The sequence below is a fragment of the Deinococcus apachensis DSM 19763 genome, from assembly GCF_000381345.1.
Lineage (GTDB): Bacteria > Deinococcota > Deinococci > Deinococcales > Deinococcaceae > Deinococcus > Deinococcus apachensis.
The window spans coordinates 82172-108336 of sequence record NZ_KB906407.1; the positions used below are offsets into that span (position 1 = coordinate 82172).

Here is a 26165-nt window from a genome sequence, read left to right on the forward strand (position 1 = left end):
CTTCAACAGGGAAAAGCGGCACACAACCTCGCCGTGTGCCGCCCTCTCCCCTACGCCCTCAACGACGCCCAAAGGACGTGTTTCCACCCACACTCGTCGAGCCCGTGGACGTACGTCCCAGGTCCCCGCCGCGTCCAACGCCCTGGGGCTGGGGCGACTGGGCCGCGGCGGCAGGAGGCGGCGCATAGCTCGCGCCCCCGGTGCCCGCACTGGCGTCGTTGGCGAGGCGGGCGAACTCCTTGGGGTCCACCGCCCGCGCCACGCCCGTGTCGTAGGAGATCACGCGGCGGCGGTACAGGTTGGCGAGGAAGGCGTCCATCGTGACCATGCCCTCCCGCGCGCTCGTCTGCATGGTAGACACGATCTGGTAGGTCTTGCCCTCGCGGATCAGCGCCCGGACGGCGGGGTTGGCGATCAGCAGTTCGTAGGCCAGGACGCGGCCCGGCCCATCGGCGCGGGGCAGGAGCTGCTGGGTCATCACCGCGACGAGGTTGTTGGCGAGCTGGACCCGAATCTGCTCCTGCTGCTCTTCGGGGAACACGTCCACGATGCGGTCGATGGACTCGGGGGCCGAGTTCGTGTGCAGGGTGCCCATCACGAGGTGCCCGGTCTCGGCGGCGGTGACGGCGGCGCGGATGGTCTCGTAGTCGCGCATCTCACCCACCAAGATCACGTCGGGGGCCTGACGCAGGGAGGCACGCAGGGCGTCCTGGAAGCTCAGGGTGTCGGCCCCGATCTCGCGCTGGTTCACCACGCTCTGCTTGTGGAAGTGCATGAACTCGATGGGGTCCTCGATGGTCACGATGTGCAGCTTCCGGGTCGAGTTGATGTGGTCGATCATCGCGGCGAGCGTGGTGCTCTTGCCCGAGCCGGTGGGACCGGTGACGAGGACCAGCCCGCGCGGCGAGGTGGCGATGTCAATGACCTGCTGCGGCAACCCCATCTCCTGCGCGCTGCGGATCGTCGTGGGGATCAGGCGCAGCACGCCGCCCACGAACCCGCGCTGCATGAAGGCGTTCACGCGGAAGCGGGCCTTTTCTCCCAGCGCGAAGGAGAAGTCCAGTTCCCGCTTCTCCTCGAAGGTGCGCTGCTGGCGCTCGTTCATCATCGAGTACATCAGCTTGCGGGTGTCGGTCGCGGCGAGTTCGGCAAAGCCCGGCGACTCGTAGGTGCCGTGAATCTTGATCTGAGGGGGCAGCCCGACAGTCAGGATGATGTCGGACGCACCCTTCTCGACGGCCAGGCGCAGGATATCGGTGATGTCGGGGGCGGGCTGGGGCATGGGATAACCTCGGGGGGAAAGAGGATGATGGTGAGTGATCAGTCGGAAAAGGGCTTGATCGCTGGCGGCTAGCTGCTCGTGACCGCCAGCACCTCCTCCAGGGTGGTGAGCCCCTGAAGGGCCTTCTCGATGCCGTCCTGGCGAAGGGTTCGCATCCCGCTCTCGCGCAGGGCCACGTCGCGGATCTCGGAGGCCGTCTGCCCAGCCCCGATGGCGCGGCGCAGGGGGTCGTCGATGACCATGAGTTCGTGGATGCCCATGCGGCCCTTGTAGCCGGTTCCGCCGCAGCGGGGGCAGCCCGCTCCGCGCATCAGCTGGGCGCCCCGCACCTCGTCCTCGCCCAGGCCCAGACGGCGCAGCACGTCGGGGTCGGCGTTCGTGGGCTGCCTACACTCGGTGCAGACCCGGCGCACCAGGCGCTGCGCGAGCACCCCCGCCACCGCCGCGGAGATGTTGAAGTGCTCCACACCCATCTCCTCCATGCGGGTGATCGCGCCCGGCGCGTCGTTCGTGTGCAGGGTCGCCAGCACCAGGTGGCCCGTCAGCGCGGCCTCGGTGGCGATCTTGGCGGTCTCGGTGTCGCGGATCTCGCCCACGAAGATGATGTCGGGGTCCTGGCGCAGGAAGGCCCGCAGCGCCCGCGCGAAGGTCATCCCCGCCGCCGTGTTCACCTGCGACTGCACGATGCCCGGAATCTCGTACTCGATGGGGTCCTCGATGGTCGTCGTGTTCTTCTCAGGCCGGGCGATACGCTTGAGGGTGGAAAAGGAGGTGAAGGACTTGCCCGACCCCGTCGGCCCGGTAATCAGGAAGATGCCGTTGGGGCGGTCGGTCACGTCCAGGTAACGCTGGAAGTTGTGCGGGGAGAAGCCGAGCTGCTCGATCTCGGGGATGTTCTCGGCCTTTTGCAGGAGGCGCATCACCGCCTTCTCGCCGTACACGGTGGGCAGGGTCGAGAGGCGCAGGTCGATGTCGATGGAGCCCTTCTTGAAGCGCACGCGGCCGTCCTGCGGCAGGCGGCGCTCGGCGATGTCGAGGTTCCCCATGATCTTGATGCGCGCCAGGATGCTCTGGGCACTCCCCCGGGGGAGTTCGGGCTGCTCGCGCAGTTGCCCGTCCACCCGGTAACGCACGCGCACGGAGGTCGCGGTGGGCTCGATGTGGATGTCGGACGCCTCCTGAAGGGCCGCCTCACGGATCAGGTTGTCCACCACCCGCACAACGGCGTTGTCGTCCAGGCCCGCCGAAACGTCGAGGTCGTCCTGCTTCTTGGCGTTGCGCTCGTTGCTTTCCTTGACCAGTTTCTGGTTCAGGTCCGCCATGTCGCGGTTGCCGAAGTAGCGCTCGATCAGGCGGACGATGTCCTTTTCCGCCATCACGGCGGGTAGGATGTCGCGCCCGGTGATGAGCTTGAGGTCGTCGAGCGCGAACACGTTGCGCGGGTCCTTCATGGCGACGACCAGGGACGGCCCCTGGAGCCGCATGGGCACGACCGCGTAGCGCCGCGCCGTGGCCTCGGGGATCATCAGCGCGACCTGGGGGTCGGGCGGGTTCTGCGCCGGATCGAGGTACTCGTAGCCGAGCTGCGCGGCGAGCGAGCGCGCCAGCATCTCCGGGCTGATCTTGCCCGACTGCACCAGGGTGTCTTCCAGGCGGCCCCCGCCCGCGTTCTGCTTTTGCAGGGCGGCGTCGATCTCCTCGGCCCCTGCGAAGCCCAGCTCCAGGATGACCTCGCCGAGCGGCTTGACCTTGCCGCCGCGGGCCTGGACCTGAAGTGCCTCACGCAGCTGAGCGCGCGACAGGCTGCCCTGCTGCACCATCTGCTCGCCCAGGCGGCCGCGCTGGGGGTAATGCCGCTCGATCAGCGCCTCGACCTCGCTGGGCTTGGTGAGGATCAGGTTCACGGGCCGCCCGATCAGCGCCTCGATCTCCTCCCGGCGGCGGGGGTCGGAAGCGACGACCGTGACCCCCTGCGCGCTCTCGTCCACGGGCACGGCGGAAAGCTTGAGCGCGTCGGCGCGCAGCAGGCTGCCCAGCACGTCCTCGCTGGGGCGAAAGTCGCGCGGGCTGGGCAGGTAGCGCACGCTCGCCTGCTCGGCCAGCGTCTCGTAGAGCTGGTCCTCGCTGATCACCCGCTGGGCGAGGAGGGTGTTGCCCAGCAGCTCCCCGGTCTGCTGCTGCGCGTCGAGCGCGACCTGAAGCTGCGCGTCCGAGATCAACCCCCGGGCGATCAGCAGCCGCCCCAGCCGCCCGCCGTCCTTGGGACCCCCGACCGCGTCGGCGGGCAGCGCGGGAGTCAGGCCGAGTTCCGGGTAGTGGGTGGCGATGGACCACAGCACCTGGTCGCGCAGCGCCTGGCAGGGCTCGATCATCAACCCGCTGTCGTCCTCCAGCGCCTCCAGCGCCAGGCTGCTCAGGGGGTCCACCAGCGCCACCCGCAGCGTCTGCCCCTCCAGCGCGAAGGGGAAGGCCTGCACTGCCTGCGCCGTCTGCGGGCGGACCGCCGCGATCGCCTCCGGCTCGGGCGTGACCACCAGCAGGTTCACCAGCGGAATCCCCAGCGCCTCCTCAATGGCGCGGGCGATGCGCTTCTCACCCACCTGCCCGGAGTCGATCAGGATGTCGGCCAGCCGCCCGCCGACCTCCGAGTGCCGCACCAAGGCCTTTTGCAGGTCCGTGTCGTTCACGTACCCCTGTTCGAGCAGGATCGCTCCCAGGCGCCGGTCACCGAGAGAGAGTGCCAAGGCTGCCCCTCCATTTCGCTGTTCTCCGCTTGTCCGTCATCTGCCCGTCTCCCTGTTCGTGCCCTTCATCGCTTGCCCCTCACCTCAGACCTTCCAGTCGTGTCCATACCGTTTGAGTACCGCGCGTTCGAGTTTGCGGGCGACCCGGGTGTGCGGCAGGGCATTGCCCATCAGGGGCCGCACCAGGATCGTGTGCATCCCCGCCAGGTTGCCGCCCAGCACGTCGGTGAACACCTGATCGCCCACCATGCCCACCTGCCGCGCCGGGAGGCCCAGCACCCCCAGCGCCCGGTGAAAGGCCCGGGGGTTGGGTTTCCCCGCCATGCCCACCCCCTCGAACCCCAGTTTGTCCACCCAGAAGCGGGCACGCCGTCCCCGCGCGTTGCTGAGCAGGTACAGCCGGATGCCCACCCGGCGCAGCTCGGCGGCCCAACGCATCACGTCCGCCCGCTCCTCGTAGCTGCCGTAGGGGATCAGCGTGTTGTCGAGGTCCAGGAGCAGGCCACGCAGGCTCCGACCCGCCAGGAACTCGGGGGTGATGTCGTGGACGTGGCCGATCACGTCGTCGGGGCGAAGCAGACTCACGCCCGGCCCCCCGTCGGCAGCCCGATCACGGCCCACATCCGCCCGGTTCGCCCCGCGTCGCGGCGGTACGAGTAGAAGTCGGGCTCGGTCGAGCACCGCCCGCTGACCCAGAGGTTCTCGGGCCGCACGCCCGCCGCCAGCAGCACCGCCCGGTTCGCTCCGGCGAGGTCGAGATGTACTGCGTTCCCGACCTCCAGCACGAATTCGCCCAGCCCCGCCGCCTGAAACTGCCGCGCCACATCCGGCCCCACCGCGTACCGCTCGCCGCAGATGCCGGGCCCTACTGCCACGCGGATGTTCGCCGGGTTCGCCCCCCGCTGCACCATCGCCTCCACGGTCCGCGCCGCAATTCGGCCCAGCGTGCCGCGCCAGCCTGCGTGCGCCGCCCCGACCACCCCCGCTTTCAAGTCGGCGAGGAGGACCGGGTAGCAGTCCGCCGTCCCGATGGCGAGGAGCAGGCCCGGCTCGCGGGTCACGAGGGCGTCCCCCTCCTGCACGCCCGGGCGCGCTTCAAGCACCTCGGTGCCGTGGACCTGATTCAAACGGGCTACCCGCGCTGAATCGAAGCCCAGGCTCTCCGCCACCCGGCGGCGGTTCTCCAGAACAGCCCGGGGGTCGTCCTCGCGGTCGTCGAGGTTCAGGCCCTCGTAGGCGCCCACCGACACCCCCCCGGCGCGCGTGGTGAACGCGTGCGGGACGGGCAGCACGGGGGAGCGCAGCAGCATCAGGAAAGCAGTATCGCTCGGCATCTCTCACGGTATTCTGACGGTCAATCCCCCGGCGGGGGGGGCGCCTCCTTCCTTTTGCACCCGCTTCAACATGGGGCCCCGCCGCATTGCTACAGTCACGCCCATGACCGTTTCCGTGGACCTTTCCGGCAAGACCGCCCTGGTGATGGGCGTCGCCAACGCCCGCAGCCTCGGCTGGGCCATCGCCGAGCAGCTCCTGGCTGCCGGGTGCCGGGTGGGCTTTTCCTACCAGGGCGAGCGGCTCAAGCCCGAACTCGACAAGCTCCTCGCGGGCCGGGAGGGTGTGTGGTCCCAGCAGGCCGACGCGACGAGCGAGGAGGACCTGACGGCGCTCTTCGGCCGGGTGCGGGAGGAGTTCGGGGGGCTGGATATCCTCGTCCATTCCATCGCCTTCGCCCCGCGCACGGCAATGGATGGGCGCTTTCTCGACACGACGGAAGCCGACTGGAATACGGCCCTGAATGTCAGCGCCTATACCCTCGTCTCGACCGCCCGGCACGCCGAACCGCTGCTGCGCCCCGGCGGGAGCATCGTCAGCCTGACCTACCACGCTTCGCAGCAGGTCGTGCCCAAGTACAACGTCATGGGCGTGGCAAAGGCGGCGCTGGAGGCCGCCACCCGCTACCTCGCCTCCGAACTCGGCGCGGCGGGCGTGCGGGTGAACACCATCAGCGCCGGGCCGATGCGGACCATCGCCGCCCGCTCGATTCCCGGCTTCGGCACGATGTACGAGAAGGCCGCCGCGAGTGCCCCCCTGGGCCGCAACGCCACCCCTGAGGAGGTCGGCAAGCTGGCCCTCTTCCTGCTCTCGGACCTCGGCAGCGGCGTGACCGGGCAGACGGTGTACGTGGACGCCGGGGCGAGCATCATGAGCATGAAGGTGGAGTGACGAGACCCGGTATTCTCTCCCCCATGACCCTCACGCCCGTCGCACTCGTGCTGCTCACTGCCCAGAGGCACCACCTGGAGGAACATCCGGCGGAACAGGCGCTGTCACGGGTATGGCAGGCGCGGGTCCAGGCGGCACGGGAGGCGGGGCACCTCATCGTCCACGTGCAGTGGGACGGCGAGGAGGGCACGCCAGGCGAAACATACTCCCGGGGGTGGGTCCACCACCCTGACTTCCGGCCTGAGTCGAACGACCTGCTGATCCGGGCCAGGGTGCCGGATGCCTTCGCAGGGACTGGGCTGAACGCGGAACTGCACGGTCACGCTGTCCGCGAACTGCACCTGCTGGCGCTGCCCGAAACGGAGGAGTTGCCCGCCACAGCGAGAACCGCCCGCGCGCTGGGCTACGAGGTACGAGTGCTGGAGGCCCTGCCCGAATCGCTGCCTGCGGATTGAGGCATCCTGTCTAGGGACCACAGCGGGCCACCTCCACCGTCTGGCACGCCGTTGTTCGCCCTGCCGAACGGTGGGCAGCCCCAGAACCATTTGGAAACTGCTTTAAACTCTATGGCAGGGGGCGCGGGCGCGCTACAGTGGCGGGCGTGACGTGGCTGAAGCCGGTGAGCATCGACGGGGACGCGCAAGCCGCGTACAACGAGTTTCTGCGTGATCTGGAGGCCCGCCTGGCGGACCCCGCGACCGACCGCAATGTTCTGGCACGTGAGGTGCTGGCGCAGACGATGTACGGACGCGAATACGGGCAACTGCTGGCCGACGCGCCGCTCGCCGCCCTGAACCTCGACGCGCGCAACGTGACCTTTGAGGCCGAGTATTACATGGCGACCGACCCCGAGAAGTTCGCCCCGGTCAAACCACTGCTGTGGCTATGGAAGAACCTCGACCTGACGCCGATCGGGCAGAACCCGGTGACCGGGATTCCGGTGCGGCGCCTGCTTGCCGAGCGGATTTTCAAGCGGGTGGGGCGCAACTTCAAGTGCTGGCAGAACGTGGAGTTCTCAGTCGGTTACAACATGGAGGTTGGGAACGACGTGGTTGTCCACCGTTACGTGCTGCTCGACGACATCGGCGGCATTGAGCTGCGCGACAACGCCTCGGTCAGTGATTACGTGAACATCTACAGCCACACCCATTCGGTGCTCGACGGCCCCGACGTGACCCTGCGCCGCACGGTCATCGGGCGGGGTGCGCGGATCACCTACCACTCGACGGTGCTGGCCGGAAGCATCATCAGCGACGACGGAATGCTCGCCACCCACGCCCTGCTGCGCGGCGACATTCCACCCCACGGCATAGCGATGGGCATTCCCGCCAAGGTCACGCGCTACAAGCTGCGCCCCCCACAGGACTACGACGTGGACGCGCGCAACCACCCCCACGACCAGGGCCGCAAGGCGAACCCCAACTTCCCCGACCCCACTCCCAACCAGACGCGCAAGCCGACGCTAGAGGAGATGGGCGAGGGGTGAGCGGGCACGGCTGAGCGGCACCCCAGATGGGTGACCCAGGCCCAGTACCCGGGCGAAAATGTTTAGACTGAGTTCATGACCAAGCGCAGCAAGGTGTTCGTGCCCGCCGTGGTGACGGTCGCCACCGTCGGCGTGGCCGCCGGGGCCGCCTACATGGCGCGCAACCGCAAGGACGACGTGAAGGACTTCTTTGTCGCGCAGGTGCTGGAAAGGCCTGCGGGCCGCATGAGCTACACCGACCTGGCGCAGGGGCTGGAGCGCGGCGGCGTCCTCCTCGCCCAGCGGGCCGAGCGGGCCGCCGACACGGACCCGAACCGGGCCACGCTGACCCACATCATCGGGATCGAGCGGTGGGGGCAAAACCGGCTGCGGGTGGCGCTGGGTCAGCGCGAGTTCGAGCGCGACGAGCACCATCCCTACAAGCCGGGGGCGGGGGCCTCGCTGCGCGAGCTTCAGGACCTCCTCTCGCAGACCCGCGCCCAGACGGTGGACCTTGCCCGGCAGCTTCACGCCGCGCCCCCGCAGGAGGACTGCACGGTGGAGCACAACGGGCTGGGGCCGCTCACCCCCAAGGCCTGGCTGCGCTACCTGACCCAGCACGCGGACCTGGAAAGTCGGCGGCTGCGCGGCGCGAAGGAACTGAAGGCGCTGGGGGAGTAAGGCTCCGGCCCTCCCGCCCATGACGTCCTCTCCCCTTTCCACTATCGGCTACGAGGGCGCGGACCTCGTCGCCTTTCTCGACACGCTGGCCCAGCACGGCGTCACCCTGCTGGTGGATACCCGCGAGCGTGCCCAGAGCCGCCGCCAGGGCTACAGCAAGACGGCATTGGGCCTGGCACTGGGGGAACGCGGCATCGGCTACCTGCATCTGCGCCCACTCGGCACACCGCCCAGCCTCCGCAAGGAGTACCGTCTGAGCCACGACTTCGGACTGCTGGAACGGGGGTATAACGCCCACCTCGCCACGCAGGGGGAGGCGCTGGAGCAGCTTGGTGAGTTGGCGGCGCGGGAGCGGGTCTGCCTGCTGTGCTACGAGGCCGACCCCGGCACCTGCCACCGCTCCCTGATCGCCCGGCGCCTCCAGACCCTTGGAATGGTGGGCGAGGTCGAGCATCTGCATGTGCCGACCGGGCGCTGATCTTCAGGGTTTGAGCAGACCGCGCAGCATGCACCCGACCTCTGACAAAAATCCTCCCGAGCGCAGCAAACTTGTAAGAGGCCTCTCTTTAGATTAGGCGGTGATGAGCGTCTTACAGGCCCTGCTGGGCGTCATGGTCAAGTCGGGAGCGAGCGATATTCACCTGCGGGCGGGCAGCGCCCCGGCGGCGCGGGTGAACGGGGACATCGTGCGTTTCGGCAACGACCGGCTGCGCCCCGAGCACGTCGAGGAATTCGCGCGGGAGATGATGAACCGCCCCGGCCTGTGGGACGAATTTCGAACCCGCCGCGACGCCGACTTCGCCTATGGGGTGCCGGGAGTCGCCCGCTTCCGGGTGAACGCCTACTACCAGCGCGGCACCGTGGGCCTGATCATGCGTGTGATCGAGGACAAGGCCATCCCCAGCTTTGCCGACCTCGGGCTGCCCGCTGACACCTTCGAGGCACTGACCTCCCACGAGCGCGGCCTGATCCTCGTGACTGGCCCCACCGGCTCGGGCAAGACGACGACGCTCGCGTCGATGATCGACCACATCAATGCCAACAGCCCGGTCAACATCGTGACGCTGGAAGACCCCATCGAGGTGCTGCACTCGGACAAGACGGCCATGATCTCCCAGCGCGAACTGGGCGGGGATACCCTGAGTTTCGCAGCCGGGCTGCGCGCCGCCATGCGTCAGGACCCCGACGTGATCCTGATCGGCGAGATGCGGGACAAGGAGACGGTCGAGGCCGCCCTCTCCGCCGCGCAGACCGGGCACCTCGTCTTCTCGACCCTGCACACCCAGGACGCCATCCGCACCGTGAACCGCATCATCGACTTCTTCGCCCCGCACGAGCGCGACCAGATTCGCCTGGGTCTTTCGGAGAGCATCGTCGGCGTGGTCAGCCAGCGCCTCCTGCCGCGCAAGGGCGGGGGCCGCGTGCTGGGCATGGAGATCATGCTGGGCACCCCCACCGTCCGCGAGTGCATCAAGGACCAGAACCGCACCGAGGAGATCAAGCAGGCGCTTCAGGAGGGCGGCATGAGCGGCATGCACACCTTCGACCAGCACCTCGCCCAGCTCGTCGAGGACGGCCTAATGACCGAGGAGGACGCCCTCCAGTCGGCCACCAGCCCCCACGAACTCAAGCTGAGCCTGATGAAGCGCCAGTTCGCGTAATGGGAACAGTTTTCGCCCCCGCCTCCCCTTGGCCTTCCCTTGAGCGGGCCTCCACAGAGTGAGCGGGGGCGGCATTGTCGCGCTTCCTGACGAGTGCAATGCCACTATGAAGACAACGCAGATGAAACCCGAGGAGCGGCTGGTGGCGGGCTTTGTCGGGCTGATGGTGGGGTTCTTCGCCTTCGCTTACGGCAAGCCGGTTCAGAAAGTACTGATCGGGGGTTTCGCGGTGGTGGTGATGGTGGTGGCGGCGCTAGGAAGAAACCCGCTGGCGGGCGGGGCGGAGGGGTAGGGAAAGGGCGGGGGCGCCCTCTTCTGTCAGTCCTGTTGCACGAAGGGCGCAAGTCGTTCCGCTACCGCACGCGCATCCGGTAGATCGCCCCACGCCGTCTCCAGAATAAGGTCGAAGAGCAGGTCATCGGGGGCGATGAGCCTTGCGCCGTTGACGAGGAGGAAGGTGTTGGCGCAGGTTAACGCTGTCCGCCTGTTGCTGTCCACAACAGCATAGCTGCGGGCGAGGAAGAACAGCGGCGGCCTTCTCCACCAAAGACGGATAGAGTCCCACCCCAAATGCCTCCATAGCGGGTTGAGCGAGAGCCGACGAGAGGGCGCCCGCATCGCGCAAACCGGGTGACCCTCCGTACCTCGCCAACGCCCGATCATGCAGCGTCATCACCTGCTGTGGAGACAGATAAACGGTCACGCCTGCCTGAGCCGCCTCAACAGCTCGTCCCGCTCCTCAAATACCTGGTCGGCAGCCTGCTCGAAACCCAGTCCCTTCCGAGCAGGCCGCAGCATCAGGCCGCCTTCCGCTGGCTCAATCTCAACCTCCTCTGTGAAGCCGTACAGCTCCAGTAGCTCCTTGGGAAGGATGACGGCACAGGATTTCCCAACTGTGGTTAGCCGCTTACGCATGTCAAGACTCCAACTCAATTAGAGCTTTTCTGGGGAACGGCGACTACCTGTCACGCCTGCATCCCCCGTCCCCCCTGCTTATTCATCCACGCGGGCGGCTTGGGCGCGAAGCGGCTGAGGATGGTGCCCTGGTCGTAGGCGAGGTAGGCGTCGGCCCAGGGAAAGGTCTCGTTCAGGACGCGGATGGCGCCAGGGCTGCCCATGTTGTGGTCGAGCTGGTAGAGGACGAACTGCTCGGGCGTCTCCAGCCGCAGGTAGGTGGGCATGGACCCGGCGTGTTCGTCCAGCACGCTCTGGAACTCGCCCACCGCGTCGGGGCTGGCCGTCTCCAGGTCGATGGTCACGTACATGACCTTGGGCACCTCACCCAGTTGCTCGATGGTGACGACCTCCTCGGCGATGGCGCGCAGGCCGCCGTCCTCCGATTCGAGTTCGACGATCACCAGAGCGGGCGTGTCGTTGATCAGCTTCTCCTGAATGCGGTCGTAGGCGCGGGAGAAGGCGACGAGTTCCGTCTGCCCCGACTCGTCGGCGAGGATGAAGCGCGCCATCATGCCGCCCGACTTGGTGGGTTTCTTGACGACGCTCTCGATCATGCCCGCCAGCACAGCCTTCACCCGCTTGCCGGGCGCGACATTCTGGGTGGTGAACCAAGTGTCGAGGTCCGAGATGCGGCAACTGGCCGCCTCGCGCAGGCCCTCGTGCTGCTCCAGCGGGTGGCCGGAGATGTAGAGCCCCAGTGATTCCTTCTCGATGGCGAGGCGCTGAAGGTCGGTGTAGGGCTCAATGCCGCTGCGAAGCTTCGGCTCGGGCGCCGTCTCGCTCATGCCGAAGAGGGCGTCCATGCCGCTGTTCGCCATCGCCGCTGCGCCCTGTGCCCAGCCCATCGCCTCTTCCAGGCTCTCGGTGAGTTGCCTGCGCTCGCCGAAGCGGTCGAAAGCGCCTGACTTGATCAGGCTTTCCATCGCCTTGCGGTTGCAGACCTTGTTCCCCAGCCGGGAGCAGAAGTCCGCGAGGGACTTGAAGCCCCCCCCACGCTCGCGCTCTTCCAGAATTTTCTGGACCGCCGCCTCGCCCAGCCCCTTGATCGCATACAACCCGAAGAGGATTTCCTCGCCCTGCACCGCGAAGTCGGCGGCGGAGCGGTTGATATCGGGCGACAGCACCCGCACGTCCATCTTGCGGGCGTCGGAAACGTACTCGGCAACTTTGTCGGAGTCGCGGCGCTCCACGGTCAGAAGAGCCGCCATGAATTCAACAGGGTAATTCGCTTTCAACCAGGCTGTTTGATAGGTAATGACACCATATGCGGCACTGTGACTCTTGTTGAAGCCGTAGTTGGCAAAAGCGTCCAGCAGGTCGAAGAGGCGGTTCCCCTCGTCCTTCGGCACCCCATTCTTCTCGGCCCCGTCCACAAAGATCTGCCGCTGACGCTTCATCTCCTCCGCGTCTTTTTTACCCATTGCACGGCGCAGCAGATCGGCTCCACCCAGGCTAAATCCCGCGACCTCCGAAGCGATCTGCATGATCTGCTCCTGGTAGACGGGAATGCCGTACGTCTCGGCCAGAATCTTTTCCAGCCACTGCGCCGACTGCGGGAAACCGTCCTTGACGTAATCGACCTCCTCGACCCCGTGGTGACGGCGGACGTAGGTGGGAATGTTCTCCATCGGGCCGGGGCGGTAGAGCGCCGAGAGGGCGATGATGTCCGCGAGGCGCCGGGGCTTGAGGCGGCGGGAGGCGTCGGCGATGCCCGCTCCTTCGAGCTGGAACACGCCCTTGTTGTCGCCGCGCGAAAGCAGCTCGAAGGTCTTCTCGTCGTCGAAGGGGATGGCGTCGAAGTCGATCTCGATACCGCGCGACTCGCGCATGATGCGCTTGGCCTCGTCGAGGAAGGACAGGGTCCGCAACCCCAGAAAATCCATCTTGATCAGGCCGATGTCCTCCACGGCCTTCATGTCGTACTGGCAGACCATGCCCTCGCCGGACGTGTCGCGCATCACGGGCACGAGGTCGGTGAGCTGGTCCCGGCCGATCACGACGCCCGCCGCGTGGACGGAGGCGTGGCGGGTCAGGCCCTCCAGCTTCTGCGCGAACTCGTAGGCCTCCTTGAGCTGCCCGTCCTCCTCCAGCATCTGCTGGATGTCGGGCACCGACTCGCGCGCCTGCTCCAGCGAGTACGACTTGCCGAACTTGATGGGGATGAGCTTGGAAACCTTGTCCACCTTGGCGTATTCCAACCCCATCACGCGCGCCACATCCTTGAGGCACGCCTTGGAGGCCATCGTCCCGAAGGTGGCGATCTGGGCGACCCTGTCGTCGCCGTACTTCCCCTGCACGTACTGGATGACCTCACCGCGCCGCGCGTCGTTGAAGTCGATGTCGAAGTCAGGCATGGAGATGCGGTCGGGGTTGAGGAAGCGCTCGAACAGCAGCTCGAACTCCAGAGGGTCGAGGTTGGTGATGCGGATGGCGTAGGCGACGAGCGACCCCGCGCCCGAGCCGCGCCCCGGCCCCACGCTGATGCCCTGATCCTTCGCCCAGTTGATGTAGTCGGCGACGATGAGGAAATAGTCGGGGAAGCCCATGTTGTTGATGACCGAGAGCTCGTACTCGGCGCGGCGCAGGATGACGAGGGCGTGGGTGTGATGGGCTTTCGTCGTCTCCCCGTCGTCGGCCCCGGGATCGAGTTCGATGGCCGTGTCACTGTCCTTCTGCCTGGCCTTGCGGCAGTCCTCGTGGGCGTAGGCGGGAAGCTGGCCCGCCTCGGCCTCCGCCTCCATGACTTCCAGCGCGGGGTACTTCGTGTACTTCTCCCCCGCCGCCTTGCCGCGCGCCTCCCATTCCGAACCCATGAAAGCGAGGAGGGTGAACAGGGTTTCGAGATCGCAGGTCCGGGCGTCGCAGCCGTCCACGCGGGCGAGGACGCGGGCCTTGTCCTCCGCCCCTAGTGCCTCGAGCGAACGTTGGGCATAGTCGCGCAGCAACCCCTCCGTCGCGTGTGCTGGATACCGCTTCACCGTGCCCCGGTACGTCTGCACCCGCAGTTCCTCGGCCATCGTGCGGCCTTCCGGGATGGGCAGGGCGGGCATCTGGTAGACGCGCTTCTTGCCCACCGGCAGCTCGACGTTGCAGATGGAGGCGATGTGGGCCGTGTTGTCGAAGGGCTCCTCGCCCCACTCGCTGACGGGGAGGGCGCTTTGCATCTCATCCAGGCCCTTTACATAGAACTCGTCGCAGGGGAACTTGAAGCGGTTCTCGTCGGCCAGGGTGGCCTTGGTCTGGATGGCGAGCAGCGTCTCGTGGGCGGTCGCGTCCGTCTTCTTGACGTAGTGGCCGTCGTTCGTGGCGACCAGGCCGATGCCGAGTTCCTGTGCCCATGCCTTCAGGATGGGATTGTTCTTCCGCTGCTCGGACAGGCCATGGTCCTGAATCTCGATGAAGTAGTTCTCGCCGAAGAGCCTCTGGTACCACAGCAGCCGCTCGCGCGCCTCGTCCTCACGGCCCTGAAGCAGGAGTTGCTGCACCTCCGAGCCCAGACAGCCGGAGAAGGCGATCACGCCCTTGTGGTGCTCCTGAAGCAACTCGTGGTCGATGCGGGGCTTGTAGTAGTACCCCTCGGTGTAGCCGCGCGAACTCAGGCGGCAGAGGTTCTGGTACCCCTCGAAGTCACGAGCAAGCAGGGTGAGGTGGAAGATGCCCTTCTCCCCACTGACACCAGGCTTCTTGTCGCGCCGGGTGCCGAAACCGGGAACGACGTAGGCCTCGTACCCCAGGATCGGCTTGACGCCCATCCCCGTCGCGTAGTTATAGAAGTGGACCGCGCCGTGCATGTTGCCGTGGTCCGTCATCGCGCAGGCGGGGTCGGTGGGCGTGACCTCCTTGACCCACTTCAGGAGGTCCTTGAGCTTGGCCGCGCCGTCCAGGAGGCTGTACTGGGTGTGCTGGTGCAGGTGCGCGAATTTCCTGGGGCCGCAGCAGGAGCCGTCCGGCAGGTGGATATGAGGAGCGGTCGAGTCAGCGGCGGTCATAGCCAGAGGATAGGGCGGGGACCGGACCCCGACGGTGAGACGAAGTGGACGGGCAGCAAATACCCCGTCTTACCAATCACGAAGGGCACCCTGTACATGAATAAGAACTGTTTTGTTAACTTTCTCTCTTTTTAAACGCTCTTCGGCAAATCCATGAGTCAAACCGTGCGCTTCTCACTCTAAAGTTGTACAGTATGGAAGTCCATGAAGCCGCGTGCCATCTTGCTCTCATCTTCATTGCTTTGCGGTGTGACGGGGTCCTGGGCTGGGGCGCAGACTGACCCCTTTCAGCGCATCGCCCCGGCTCAGGTCGCCCCCAATCTTCGGAACACGCCCCCCGCCACGTCTTCCCCAGCGGTGACCGCGAAGGCGCCCGCGGTCAGCAACCCGGCGAGTGCGGCGGGGGCGACCTTCGGCAATCCGCGGACCAGCAGCGACGGCAGCCAGACGCGGGTGGTGTTCGACCTGCCGCCCGGGGTGAACTACACTCTGGCGCCGACCTTCGGGGGGTTGCGGCTGGACGTGCAGGGGGCGCGGGTGCTGCCCGCCGTGAGTGCGCCGCTGGGTGCGAGCGTCAGCGAGTACCGCGCCGGGGGGGGGCAGGTCACGCTGGTCACCCCCTTTCCGCTGTCCCTGACCGACGGCTGGCGGGCGAGCGAGGCGACGGTGGCGGCGGGCACGCGGGTGCTGATCCTGGAATTCGGGCCGACGCTGGCGGGCGGGGCGAGTCCCTCCCTGCGGGCGCTGGTTCACACCTCGGTCCCCGCGAGTACCCCCGCCGCGACCCTGGCGCTGACCGCCCCCGTGAACACGGTCCTGGCCGACCAGTTGCCCCCCGGCGACGCGGTGCCCCCACCCCCCCGCGGCAGCCTGCCGCCGCCCGCCCCGGCCCTGCCTAACCACGACACCGAGAAGCCCAGCGCGCTCGCCGGGCAGGCCCAGGGGGCGGCACAGACGGGCGCCCCCCTGGGTGCGCCGCGTGTGGGCAAGAACCCCGGCATGACGCGGGTGGTGCTCGACCTGCCGCCCGGGGCCTCGTACCGCCTGGTGCCCACGGGGGTGGCGCTGCGGGTGGAGCTGACGGGCGTGTCGGCGGCGGCCCTGGCCGGGCAGAATGTCAGCCCGGAGGTGCGGGCCTGGCGCTACGAGCCCACCGCCGGGGGCGTCAACGTGACGCTGCTGACCGGCACGCCGCTCACGGGCCGCAGCGGGTGGCGCGCCCAGCTCGTGCCGCCGCTGGAGGGGAGTGACCGCTCGCGGCTCGCCATCGACTTCTCGCCCGCCCTGGCCGACCTCACGCCGCTGGCCCCGCGCGAGCAGGTGGTGGCCGCGGTGCCGCCCCTCCAGACCCTGCGCGGCACGGCCCTCCTCGCCTCTTTCGCCACGATGGCGCAGCCGCGCGTGGTGATTGACCCCGGGCATGGCGGGCATGATCCGGGGGCGGTCGGCTCCATCGTCGAGAAACAGGTCACGCTCGACGTGGCGTTGCGGGTGCGCGACCTGCTGCGGGCGGCGGGCGTGGACGTGGTGCTCACGCGCGACAGCGACCGGGAGCTGCATCCCAGCAAGGCCTCCGACCTCAACATGCGCGCGGCGATGGGGACCCCGGGCACCCAGCTCTTCCTGAGCATCCACGTGAACGCGATGCCCCCGCAAAACGCCCTGCGCGGCTACGGGGTGGAGACGTGGTGGAACCCCAACCACCCGCTGTCGAGCAACTTCGCGGCCCTGATCGAGAAGAACGTCGTGTCCGTGACGGGCGCCTTCCCGCAGGGCCTGAAGAGTGGCCGCTCGCTCGCCGTGCTCCGCAACAGCCGCATTCCGGCCGCCCTAATCGAGATCGGCTACACCAGCCACCCGGTCGACGGCCTGAACCTCAAGGACACCAACTACCTCGACCGGGTGGCGCTGGGCATCGCGCAGGGCATCCGCGAGGCGCTGATGACCGGCACTACGGCGAGTGGGGCGGTCCTGGGGGCGAAGTAGCCTTCCCTACTCGCGGACTGCCGCGCTCGCCCGGTGGACCAGCGGCATGATCGTGAGGCCCTGCACCGCGATGGTGAACAGCACGACGGCGTAGGTGGCCGTGACGAGGTGGGGGCGGTAGGGGCTCTCCGGCAGGCCGAGCGCGAGGCTGATGGCGATGCCGCCGCGCAGGCCGCCCCAGGTCAGCAGCCGCACGGTATAGGCGCCGTACCCCTCGCGTGCCCGCACGAGCGCGAAGGGCAGCGCGACGCTGATCCAGCGGGCGGCGAGCGCCACGCCGATCAGGAGGACGCTGGCGAGGACCTGGCGCCCGGAGGTTTCGGTCAGCAGTACGTCCAGCCCGATAAAGGCGAACAGCAGGATGTTGAGGACCTGGTCGATGGTTTCCCAGAAGCCCTCCACGTGTTCGCGGGTTTCCTGCCCAAAGGCAGTGTCCTTGGTCGCGGAGATCACCAGCCCGGCGACGACCATCGCCAGCGGCCCGCTGAGACCCAGCGCCGCCGCTGCCACGTATCCGCCCACCACCAGCGCGAGCGTGAGCAGCACCTCGACCGCGTGCTGCTCGATGGTCCGCAGCATGACGTATCCCAGACCGCCCAGCAGGGCGCCGAAGAGCATGCCACCCAGCGCCTCCCGCCCGAAGAGGGTCAGGGCGCCCATGAGGCCGGGGGCCGCGTGGTGCTCGCCGACCCCCGCCAGGCCCGCGAGGACCAGAAAGATCACCACGCCCACCCCGTCGTTAAAGAGGCTCTCGCCCGCGATCAGCGTCTCAATGCGGGCGGGCACCTGCGCCCTTTTCAGCAGGTCGAGCACGGCGACCGGGTCGGTCGGGCTGATCAGCGCCCCGAACAGCAAGGCCCACATCAGCGGCACGTTCAGCCCCACGAGCGCGAACACGAAGTAGGCTGCGAAGCCGATCAGGAACGTGCTCAGGAGGGTGCTGAGCAGCGCCAGGGTGAGGATGCTGACCCGCTGCCGCAGCATCTGCCCCGCGTTCAGGCTGAGCGCCCCCGCGAAGAGCAGCAGGCTCAGGATGCCGTTCAGAACGAACTCGGTGAAGTTGAGCGTCTCCAGCACGCCCGACGCCCATCCGCGCAGACCGGGCACCCCCAGGGCGTCGAGCGTGATCAGGCCGATGCTTGCCACCGCCCCGGCCAGCGTCACGCCGACGGTAGTGGGAAAGTGCAGGAAGCGCTCGTTGAGGTACGCCAGCACGGCGGTCACGCACAGCAGGACGGCAAAGGCGGTCAGCATCCCGCCCACTCTAGCCGCCCCCACAGAACGAAAGAGGCGGACCGAATTGGCCCGCCTCCTCCGAATCACCCCTCAGTCGCGTTCGCGCTCGCGCTCGGCGTTGAGCTGGGCCTGGAGCTGCGCCTGCTTCTGGCGCACATAATCCTGGTGGAAGCGGCCCTCGTCCATCAGCTCGGTGCCCACGGTGAGCTTGCCCGTCGCCAGCTCGCGCATCGCCTGGGTGACGAGGTTGCGGGTGCGGACGCGCTGCTCGACGGGCAGGACGCTGGGCGCCCCCGAGCGCAGTTGCAGCGCACGTTTGGCGGTAACGACCGACAGGCGGTACTTGCTGTCGGTCAGGGAGAGCAACTTGTCGATGTCCTTTTCGGCCATGGTGGAACCCCTTTCCATCCGGCGCCCCCACAGGGAGGCACGCCGGGCGTCTCCTCGCGCCAGTGTCCGGCGCGTTTCAGCCGTTCAGTCTACCCCGTGGGGCCGGGACCTGCCAACGGACCAGGGCACATCTCCGGCCCCCTAGTGCGTTTGGCCGATGCCCCGCCCCGGCCCACCCCCTAGGCTGCCGGCCATGCTCGGCAATCCTCTCCCCAGCCCCAAAGTGCTCACCCAGGTGGCCGCCCGCTACGGTCACACGCCCGAAGCCTTGACCGACCTCGGCAGCTTTGAGAACCACGTGTACGCCTTTTCCAGCCCGCAGGGAGAGCGGGTGCTGCGCCTGGTTCACAGCAGCCACCGGAGCGAGCGGCAGATCAGGGCCGAGCTGCACTGGCTGAGCTTTCTGGCCGGGGGAGGCGTGAGCGTCGCCGCACCGGTCCCGGATACAGAGGGTGACCTACTCGGTGTCTGGCCGGATGGGGAGGGCGGGTTGTACTTCTCGACGGCCTTTGTGCGGGCAGAAGGGGAACGGGCCAAACCCGCCGAACTCACCCCGGGACAAATCCGAGCCTGGGGCCGCCTGCTCGCCGAACTCCACGAGAGGACGCAGGTATATCAACCGGAGGACCCGGGGGGCCGCCCCACCTGGCAGGACGACCCTTACATCCGCGACCGACACGAGGTGGCGGCGGAGTTGCCCGTGCCCCTCGACCCCGGCATCCTGCCCCGCTTCGATGCCCTTGTTGAGGAACTGGCGGCCCAACCCACCACGCCGGGCCGTTTCGGGCTGGTCCACAATGACGCGCACCCCGGGAATTTCCTGCTTCAGGGCGAGCGGATCACCCTCTTCGACTTCGACGACTGCGGGCACAACTTCTACGTGAACGACCTGGCGATGGCGCTGTACTACGGCGTGTGGGGGGCGGGGGACCGGGAGACGCTGGGCGCGCACCTCTGGACCCACCTGCTCGCCGGTTACCGGGAGGTGCGCCCACTCGACGACACCGACCTCGCCCTCGTCCCCACCCTGCTCAAGCTGCGCGAGGTGGACCTCTACCTGCTGATTCAGCGCAAGTGGGACCTGGCCCGGCTCTCGGAGGCGCAGGAGCAGATGCTGGCGACCTACCGCCGCAACATCCTGGAGGACGTGCCCTACCTGGAGTTTCTGGGGGCGGGGGCCGTGGTGACGGCGAGCCGCTGACCCCCGCTACCGGAGCTGCTCCAGGATCGTCGGGTCCTGAATCTTCCGGTCCTCGGCGAGCATCAGGACCTTGCTGACGACCTCGGCCGTTCTAGGGTCGGGGTCGGCGAACGGCAGGAAGAGGCGTCCCGCGTGCTGGTTGTGAACCGGGATCAGGCACAGGAAGCCGCCGGGCATCCGGTGGACCGTGCCGCTGCCGAGGTGAACGGTGTAGTTCGCGTGGTACCCGGCGATCAGCGCGTGCCCGTGCTCCAGCCGGACGTTGCCCAGCCTCAGCAGGCGCAGCGTCTCCCGCAGGAGACTCGCGCGCATCTCGACGGTGCTCTGGGTGGCCTCGGGGTCCACGCCGCCGACGTGCGCCACACTCACCACGAGGTCGAGGTCGCGCATGGTCTCGCTGAAGAGGCGCGGCGGGACCTCGCTCAGGGGCAGGGCCTCCTCCTCGTCTCGGCGGACGAAGTAGACGGCGTGGAGGGGGGTGCCCTCGACCTCGTTCGGGGTGAAGGAGCCCAGCGAGGAGTCCACCCACACGTTGATGCCCTCCGCGTGGTAGGTCTTGCGGACCCCCTCCTCGGGCACGGTCACCCAGCCCCGGGTCTTGAGGAGGGCGGCGGCCTGGGTCGGCTGGACGTGGTGCCCGGCGTACCGGGTGCTGCGCCGGGCCTCGCTTTCGACCAGAGTCAGCGGGTAATACTCGCGGAACGCCTGCTTGAAGGGCTGGGTGAGCCCGCGCTCCATGATCTCGCGCTGGTACTCCTGCCAGTGGCTGCTGACGTAGAGGTCGTGTGGGTGGGCGAGGCGCAGGGCCGGCTCGCCCAGGGGCCGCTCGGCCCCCCGGGCGACGAGGGTGTCCCCGTTCCACCAGCCCAGGTGTTCCTCGTTCAGCACCCAGATCAGGGACCGCAGCATGGGGGCGATGACGGGATGCCGGACGAGGTCGCGCAGTTCCCCCGGCGCGAAGTGGTCCCCACGGGTCATGGCCTCTTCCAACGCGGTCCGCATCCGCTTGCGGGTGGCCTCCAGTTCGGTCAGGGTGGTGCGCAGGGCGACGATTTCCGGGTTCTTCTTCAGGGCGGGCGGGAGATTCTTCAGGACCTTCTCGCCGCGCTGCACGCGCAGGCTGGCCTCGCCCTCCGGGGTCATCCCGATGCGGACGGTCACGTCACCGTCCCGGACGAGCTGATTCCACTCGGGTGCCATCTGCGCCTCCATCGCCCACATCAGGCGCTGGGGGTCGCTGTATCCGGCCGTGCGGGCAAGGTTCTGCATCCCGATGTCGGCGGCCAGACGCTCGCTCGCCTGTCGCTGCGCCCCGAACTGCCTCGCCTCCCGCCGGAAGTCGGAGAGCAAGCGGTAACGGCTCTGGGCTTCCTGGCTGACCTGATCGAGGGGCAGCAGCCCCAGCGCCCGGACGGCATCCTGATTGCGTTTCCCAGTGATCCGGCCCCGCAACTCGTCCTCCGCCAACTCCCCCAGAATGGCCCGGGCGAAGAGTTCGGCCCGCTTGTGCCCCCCGCTGGAGGAGGCGTACTTCGCGGCGTCAAGCAGGGTGGCGAACCGCTCGGGTCCCAGTGCCCCGTACATCCGGCGGAACCAGGCGACATCCACCGCCCCCTCGGTGAGGTCGCGGACGCCTAGGGGCGTGCGCTCGCTGATCTCGGCCTCCCAGGCGTCGCGGACCTCCTGCGGCACACTCCAGTTGCTGTCCTTGGTGTGGGCGTGCAGCCAGTACACGCCGTCCTGGAGGCCCGGCCAGCCCAGTGCCCCCGACACCAGACCCGCCCACTGCGGCGCGAACATGGCGAGGTCGAGCAGGCGCCCCTCGCTGATCTTGAAGGCCGGGCCTGCTCGGCAAAGCGCGCGGGCGTGTCCTCCGGCACCGGGAATGAGACGCGCAGCAGGTGGCTGAAGGTAGCGTCCTTGCTCTGATTTGAGCCGGTATACCCGCGTTTCAGGGGATTCTTCCCCATCCCCGTCAGCAGGCGCAGCGCGAGGTTCGCGCCGTTCACGCTCTGGAGGCTCAGGGCGGCGGGAGTGGCGGGCGTCTCCAGATCGCCCCGTGCGAGTTCGACCTCCAGCACTCGCTCCCGGACCTCGTCCACGGCCTGCGCCCAGGCGGGCGAGGTGGGCAGGCCCTCCCGGAGTTTGCGGCGGGTGTACTCGCCCAGCTCGTGGAAACGCGGCCCGTAGTACGTCGGGTCCTCACGTGGGCCGATGAGGGTGTCGAACAGGTCATGCCGTGTTGCCCAGCCGTGTTCCTGCGCGGTAAGGAGGAGCCCCGCGCCCGGTCGGCGGCGCGGCAACTTGGGAAAGGCCCGGTCCAGATACACGCCGATGTCCCAGTACCGCCGCTGCTGCGGGGCCGTCCACTCCAGCAGGGGCGAGATGGGGTGCAGGAAGCCCAGCAGGTCGCGGGGGTCGGTCTTACGCCAGGAATAGCGCGAGTCGTGGATCATCCCCACATCGGAGGGAAGGAAACCGAGCGCCGTCTCCAGCGCGTCCAGGGAGAGAGCCGTGTCCATCTCGTCCGCGTGTTGCCGCCCGAGGGCACACAGCACCGCCCCGGCCAGGTCCGCGTGTTCCAGCCACAGGGACACGAGTGGCCCCAGCGTGCGGTGGAGCGTGAGTTGCCGGAGACGTTGCCCCTCGGCGGCCTGCTCTCCGCTGGCGGCTTCCAACTCCTCGATGATCTCGCTGCCGCTGGTCTCGCGCCGCGCCGCGAAGTGGTGGAGGGCCCAGTGCATCCGGGTCAGGTCGCCTGCCTGGGCCTCCGGTCGCCCCCGCCACCACCGCTCCCAGAGGTCGGCCAGGGGAAGATCGTCGCCGCGCAGCATCCAGGGGTGGGCATTCCCGAGCAGGACCGTCTCGCGTCCGCCCCAGCCCGGGCCGCTCAGCGGTGTCTCGCGGTGCGAGGCGATCAGGGCGTCCAGGGAGCGCAGGAGTTCCGCCCCCCGCCGCACGTCCTGGGGGAAGTCGCGGTCGCTGGGGCTCAGGGTGGGGACGGGTGCCAGCCCCGCCGGGTCGAAGAGGCCCAGGCCGTTCTCCAGGGTCAGCGCGCTTTCCGGCTGGGTCAGCCCGGCGTACAGCGTCTCCTCGGTGGTGTTGGCGGGCCTGAAGTCGGCGGGGGGCTCCCCGGAGATTTCCAGCAGGAGTTGCAGCCCGGCCTGCCGCTGCTCGGTGTTGCGCGTGGCGAGGAGGTCGAGGGCGCTTGCCCCCGCCTGATCCCGATTGCTGGCGAGCAGGCGGATCAGGCCCCGCCGCAGGCCCGGACTCCGGCGCCGCAGCAGGGTGTGGATGACGCCGACCTCCTCTGGGGAGGGGGTCAGGTGCGCCATCACCCTCACCGCCTCCTCCGAGACGCCGCTGTTGCGGTCCTGGAGCAGGGTGACGAGGAGGTCGCGGGTGGGCGCGTCCAGCACCTCGTCCCCGGGACGCTCGGCGCGCCGCTGCCCCAGGCGCCGGAGGGTGAAGCTCTTCCCCGAACTGCTCATCCCGCCCAGGTAGGGCCTCAGATCCGAGAAGGGCCGGTCGCCCAGCAGCGCAGGCAGGGTGTCGAGCACGTCCGGGCGGGCGGGCGTGTGCCCCAGCCAGGGGAAGAGCAGGGGACGGTGCCCCGCGGCCTCGGGCACCCGGGCGGCGTAGGCGGCGAGGGCGTCGAAGGTCAGCAGGCCTTCTTGCCCCCGCTGCCGGTTCGCCGGGCCAATCACGAGGGCGCCGAGGCGAACGTCGGGGTCGGCGATCAGGAGGTCGAAGTCGCCCCTGTCCAGCAGCTCGGCACTCAGCAGGAACTGGGTCCCGGCCATCCGCCGCTCGGGATCCGCATCCGCCAGCAAAGTGCGCGCCAATCCCGCCGCCGCCCGCGCGTCCCGCATGGCGAGGGTGAACAGGGCGAGGTAGGCGGATACACCGCTTCCCGACCGCACGGCCTCCCGCGCCTGTTCGGGGCCTTCGAGATACTCCAGCGCCTCCTCCAGCAGGCGGCGGACGGTCTTCACGTCCGTCACGTCGTAGCCCAGGCCGAACCACACGTCGGCGGCACGCAGGCAGGCGGCGAAGCGCAACAGGTCCTCACGCAGGATCAGGCGCAGGAAGCGGGCGAAGGCGTCCGGGTGCGCCTCGTCCACGCTCTCCAGAATGACCTGCCGCAGCCCCTCCTGCCGCTGGGCGGCGAGCAGCAGGCCCTCGGCCAGCGCCCAGGCTTCCGGGCGGGAACTGGCGAGGAGCGCGCCGGGCACATGCCTCCCCATGCGGGCGACCGGGTGCTGCGTGGCCGCCGTGTCCTTCAGGATCTGGAAGACCACCTTGTCCCCGTCGTCGAGCGCCTGCGCGAACAGCAGGCCCAGGCGGTAGGACTGCCAGCCCGGCAGCAACCCGGCGTGGACGGCGAACCACTCCAGGTCCTGCGGGTAGTCACGGGTGACGTGCCAGACGCCCCAGACCCAGTCCGCGGCGCTGCGGGCGTGCAGCAGGTGGCCCGGAGCCCGGAAGGCGCGGCGCGCATAGCCCTGGGGATAGGGGTGGCGGGTAAGGAGCGCCCGGATGGTCCGGCGGGCCGTCTCCGGGAATCCTGGGAAGAAGGTGGTGGCGATGTCCCCGAGGGTCGCCTCGTCGTCCTTCTGGAACAGCTCGGCGAGGACTTGAGCGGGCGTCGTGTGCTGCTCCTGCTTCTCCACCTTTTCCAGCGCCTCCCGCAACTCGGCCGGAAGGGCCTGCGCCCGTTCGAGAAAGGCTTTCTTCCAGGGCTGCTGATACGTTCTGAGCAGTTCCTGCACGTCCACGCTCAACCTCCCGCCAGGGCCGTCAGGCGCAGCAGCAGGAGCGTGCTGTCGGGGCGCAGGGCGAGGGGCTGATCCAGGCTTTCGATCTGCTCATCGTCCAAGAAGACGTAATAGAGCCCGTCCCCAAAGGCGCGCAGGGCGGTTTGAGTAGCTTCGTCGGCATCAGCGGGCGCCGTCCGCTCCTGTGGCGCGACCCGAATCACTCCCGTCGCCGCCCCGTCGCTCAGCTCCTTCTCCGTCAGCACCCGCAGGAGGCCCACGCGATCCTGCCGCTCGTTGTACGCCGCGACCTCCTGCCGCACCAAATGCGCGAGCAGGCTCTGCAGGGTGTGTGCCCCATCGGGAAGAGGAACCGGGCGGCGCTCGAAGGGAGTACGGCGGCCTACAACTTTCGTTTCGACGATCATGCGGAAACCTCGGGGACTAGGATAGGAATGGTGGATAGATTTACCATTCAGTGTACGGGAGGGAAAAGGTTATGTAAATAGCGTAATAGCAGGGAGTCTTCTGCTCCTGCTCCATTAAAAGGCCCTCGCCAGCTGACCCGGCGGTCGAACGCTGTAGCCTTCAGTAGGTCATTGAGACCATCAGAAGCAGTCGGGGCGCACGGCCAAAAAGAAAGACCCACTTCTGGAGCGGGTCTTCCGGGTTCTGGAGCCAGGGGTCGGATTTGAACCGACGACCTACTGATTACGAATTTCTTTTCTCATATCCCAGCTCCGCATAGCTTTTCCCTTTTTGGCGTTCTGAAGGGGTGTGACTGTTCCAACGCTTCCTGACTCTTCCCACGTTTTCCCACCATTTCCCAGGCTGGTAGTGACACGGTAGTGACAATCTAAGAGCTATTCTGCTTCGTTCAGGACGAAGAAAAACGGAGTGCGTATTTTCAGTTTGAATTGTGTTGGCTCCTGGCTCAGATGGGACAAGTGCGTAGCAGTCCCGGGGTACAGTGAGTCATGACCTACAGCCTCCTGCAACCCACCTCTCAGGGCGCGCAAACGGTTGGCCGCTTCGACACCTACGCCGAGGCGCGGACCGCTGCCAGCGAAGGGCACGACTACACCGCCACGGAAATCCACCCCGCTGGCTACGTGGAGGTCGAGGACGCGCGAGGGCATACGCTGTACCTGATCACCTTGAGTCAGGACGAAGCGGGCCGCTGAAGTAGCAGGTTTGCGGCTTTTAGGAGTGCGTCGGACTCTGGATATGAAGGCCAGGAGTTCGAATCTCTCCGGGCGCGCCAAGAAAACTCCACTGTGAGGGAGTTTTTACTTTTGGGCCCAGGTGAGGAAAGGGCGGCGTGCATAGTTCTTGCCTTACGCAGGAGAGGCCAAGCGACGCCAGCGCATCGGCATCGGGGACGGGTAAGCGAAGTGCTGGTGCTGCTTATGGAGATGGTGAGCAGTTGAGATGAGGAGATCATTTAGATCCAACGGTGGAAGGGCAGTGGTGCTGAGTGGGCCAATCTTGGTCGTCTTTCCAAATGTCCCAGCCGTAATCGACTGGCGCCATCTGCACCGCCGCAGCAGGGAGGTCGGGGAGGGTTAGCTGTACTTCGGGGAAATTCGGCGA

General features: G+C 67.9%; 21 protein-coding genes and 1 pseudogene. 10 read left to right on the forward strand and 12 right to left on the reverse strand.

The window, feature by feature from the left end:
- Positions 1–58 precede the first annotated feature (58 nt).
- From F784_RS0114470 to pgeF, 4 genes are all read right to left on the reverse strand, one after another.
- Positions 59–1282, reverse strand: a complete 1224-nt coding sequence (locus tag F784_RS0114470) for a type IV pilus twitching motility protein PilT (protein WP_019587446.1) — start codon at positions 1280–1282, stop codon at positions 59–61.
- A 68-nt stretch (positions 1283–1350) separates the two neighbouring features.
- On the reverse strand, positions 1351–4026 hold the full coding sequence (locus F784_RS0114475; protein ID WP_019587447.1) for a type II/IV secretion system protein: 2676 nt from the start codon (positions 4024–4026) through the stop codon (positions 1351–1353).
- A gap of 84 nt (positions 4027–4110) precedes the next feature.
- Complete coding sequence (locus tag F784_RS0114480; RefSeq protein ID WP_026332494.1) at positions 4111–4611, reverse strand: YqeG family HAD IIIA-type phosphatase; 501 nt, start codon at positions 4609–4611, stop codon at positions 4111–4113.
- Complete coding sequence (pgeF, locus tag F784_RS0114485) at positions 4608–5360, reverse strand: peptidoglycan editing factor PgeF (RefSeq protein WP_019587449.1); 753 nt, start codon at positions 5358–5360, stop codon at positions 4608–4610. The genes F784_RS0114480 and pgeF overlap by 4 nt, the downstream gene beginning before the upstream one ends.
- Before the next feature lie 103 nt (positions 5361–5463).
- Here pgeF and F784_RS0114490 point away from each other — a divergent pair, with 103 nt between their 5' ends.
- The 7 genes from F784_RS0114490 (at position 5464) to F784_RS26265 (ending at position 10348) form a co-directional block, all read left to right on the forward strand.
- Entirely contained in the window at positions 5464–6249 is a 786-nt protein-coding gene (locus F784_RS0114490) for an enoyl-ACP reductase FabI (RefSeq protein ID WP_019587450.1), read from the forward strand.
- Positions 6250–6272: 23 nt separating this feature from the next.
- Positions 6273–6704, forward strand: a complete 432-nt coding sequence (locus F784_RS0114495; protein WP_019587451.1) for an isochorismatase family protein — start codon at positions 6273–6275, stop codon at positions 6702–6704.
- Positions 6705–6850: 146 nt separating this feature from the next.
- A complete protein-coding gene (locus F784_RS0114500) occupies positions 6851–7735 on the forward strand; it encodes an acyltransferase (RefSeq protein ID WP_040383266.1) in 885 nt (294 codons plus the stop codon).
- 75 nt (positions 7736–7810) lie between these two features.
- Positions 7811–8395 carry a DinB family protein gene (locus tag F784_RS0114505; protein ID WP_019587453.1) on the forward strand — a complete coding sequence of 195 codons (585 nt, stop codon included), beginning with the start codon at positions 7811–7813 and terminating at the stop codon, positions 8393–8395.
- A 19-nt stretch (positions 8396–8414) separates the two neighbouring features.
- Complete coding sequence (locus tag F784_RS0114510) at positions 8415–8873, forward strand: DUF488 domain-containing protein (protein WP_019587454.1); 459 nt, start codon at positions 8415–8417, stop codon at positions 8871–8873.
- Positions 8874–8976: 103 nt separating this feature from the next.
- On the forward strand, positions 8977–10056 hold the full coding sequence (locus F784_RS0114515; protein WP_019587455.1) for a PilT/PilU family type 4a pilus ATPase: 1080 nt from the start codon (positions 8977–8979) through the stop codon (positions 10054–10056).
- A gap of 106 nt (positions 10057–10162) precedes the next feature.
- The gene (locus tag F784_RS26265) at positions 10163–10348 is read left to right on the forward strand and encodes a hypothetical protein (protein ID WP_157465272.1); all 186 of its coding nucleotides are present in this window, start codon (positions 10163–10165) and stop codon (positions 10346–10348) included.
- A 123-nt stretch (positions 10349–10471) separates the two neighbouring features.
- Here F784_RS26265 and F784_RS27840 read toward each other — a convergent pair whose 3' ends face one another.
- From F784_RS27840 to dnaE, 3 genes are read right to left on the reverse strand one after another with little or no spacing between them, the layout of a single operon-like run.
- Positions 10472–10729 carry a hypothetical protein gene (locus tag F784_RS27840; RefSeq protein ID WP_425387116.1) on the reverse strand — a complete coding sequence of 86 codons (258 nt, stop codon included), beginning with the start codon at positions 10727–10729 and terminating at the stop codon, positions 10472–10474.
- A 26-nt stretch (positions 10730–10755) separates the two neighbouring features.
- Complete coding sequence (locus F784_RS27845; RefSeq protein WP_019587457.1) at positions 10756–10971, reverse strand: AbrB/MazE/SpoVT family DNA-binding domain-containing protein; 216 nt, start codon at positions 10969–10971, stop codon at positions 10756–10758.
- 50 nt (positions 10972–11021) lie between these two features.
- A complete protein-coding gene (gene dnaE / locus F784_RS0114535; protein ID WP_019587458.1) occupies positions 11022–15002 on the reverse strand; it encodes a DNA polymerase III subunit alpha in 3981 nt (1326 codons plus the stop codon).
- A 204-nt stretch (positions 15003–15206) separates the two neighbouring features.
- Between dnaE and F784_RS0114540 the strand changes: the two genes are divergently transcribed.
- Positions 15207–16988: an N-acetylmuramoyl-L-alanine amidase family protein gene (locus tag F784_RS0114540; protein WP_026332495.1), complete on the forward strand. Its 1782-nt coding sequence runs from the start codon at positions 15207–15209 to the stop codon at positions 16986–16988.
- A gap of 6 nt (positions 16989–16994) precedes the next feature.
- On the opposite strand, the gene F784_RS0114545 is transcribed toward F784_RS0114540, so the two are convergent.
- Together F784_RS0114545 and rpoZ are read right to left on the reverse strand one after the other, a co-directional pair.
- Complete coding sequence (locus tag F784_RS0114545; protein ID WP_019587460.1) at positions 16995–18242, reverse strand: cation:proton antiporter; 1248 nt, start codon at positions 18240–18242, stop codon at positions 16995–16997.
- Between the two features lie 72 nt (positions 18243–18314).
- On the reverse strand, positions 18315–18614 hold the full coding sequence (gene rpoZ, locus F784_RS0114550) for a DNA-directed RNA polymerase subunit omega (RefSeq protein ID WP_026332496.1): 300 nt from the start codon (positions 18612–18614) through the stop codon (positions 18315–18317).
- A 193-nt stretch (positions 18615–18807) separates the two neighbouring features.
- Here rpoZ and F784_RS0114555 point away from each other — a divergent pair, with 193 nt between their 5' ends.
- On the forward strand, positions 18808–19815 hold the full coding sequence (locus F784_RS0114555) for a phosphotransferase enzyme family protein (protein WP_019587462.1): 1008 nt from the start codon (positions 18808–18810) through the stop codon (positions 19813–19815).
- A 6-nt stretch (positions 19816–19821) separates the two neighbouring features.
- Here the strand turns inward: F784_RS0114555 and F784_RS26635 are convergent, their stop codons facing one another.
- The 3 genes and pseudogenes from F784_RS26635 to F784_RS27175 all read right to left on the reverse strand — a co-directional run bounded on the left by F784_RS26635 (position 19822) and on the right by F784_RS27175 (position 25000).
- Positions 19822–21615 (reverse strand): DUF5724 domain-containing protein, encoded by a 1794-nt coding sequence (locus tag F784_RS26635; RefSeq protein WP_083939227.1) that lies wholly within the window; start codon positions 21613–21615, stop codon positions 19822–19824.
- Between the two features lie 50 nt (positions 21616–21665).
- A pseudogene (locus tag F784_RS27705) lies at positions 21666–24593 on the reverse strand (DUF5724 domain-containing protein); the annotation flags it as partial.
- 2 nt (positions 24594–24595) lie between these two features.
- Positions 24596–25000 carry a hypothetical protein gene (locus F784_RS27175; RefSeq protein WP_245557878.1) on the reverse strand — a complete coding sequence of 135 codons (405 nt, stop codon included), beginning with the start codon at positions 24998–25000 and terminating at the stop codon, positions 24596–24598.
- A 549-nt stretch (positions 25001–25549) separates the two neighbouring features.
- Between F784_RS27175 and F784_RS0114575 the strand changes: the two genes are divergently transcribed.
- Positions 25550–25756: a hypothetical protein gene (locus F784_RS0114575; protein WP_019587464.1), complete on the forward strand. Its 207-nt coding sequence runs from the start codon at positions 25550–25552 to the stop codon at positions 25754–25756.
- The last annotated feature ends 409 nt before the right edge of the window (positions 25757–26165 follow it).